Source organism: Streptomyces sp. SID1328 (assembly GCF_009865595.1).
Classification (GTDB): Bacteria; Actinomycetota; Actinomycetes; order Streptomycetales; family Streptomycetaceae; genus Streptomyces; species Streptomyces griseoluteus.
Genome location: NZ_WWKH01000293.1, coordinates 1 through 235, shown reverse-complemented (window position 1 = coordinate 235; position 235 = coordinate 1). Strand labels below are relative to the sequence as shown.

The window sequence follows — 235 nt, the reverse complement described above, 5'->3', positions numbered from 1 at the left end:
GCCGGTTCGGCGCGGGGGAGCCGCTGGACCCGGCGAAGCTGGCGGTGACACTGGCCGCCGCCGTCACGGCCGCCACCCTGGACAGCGACGTGGAGACACCGGGCGGCGCGCCGCTGACCCGGTTCCACGTCTTCGTCAACCACGTCCGCGACGTACCTCCGGGGCTGTACGAGTACGACCGGGACACCGGCGGCCTGGTGCTGCTGAAGTCCGGCGCGTTCGGGGCGTTCCTCCA

Annotated in this window: 1 pseudogene; it reads left to right on the top strand. The window is 73.6% G+C overall.

The features are described from left to right. Positions 1 to 235, top strand: a pseudogene (locus tag GT030_RS08840) (nitroreductase); the annotation flags it as partial.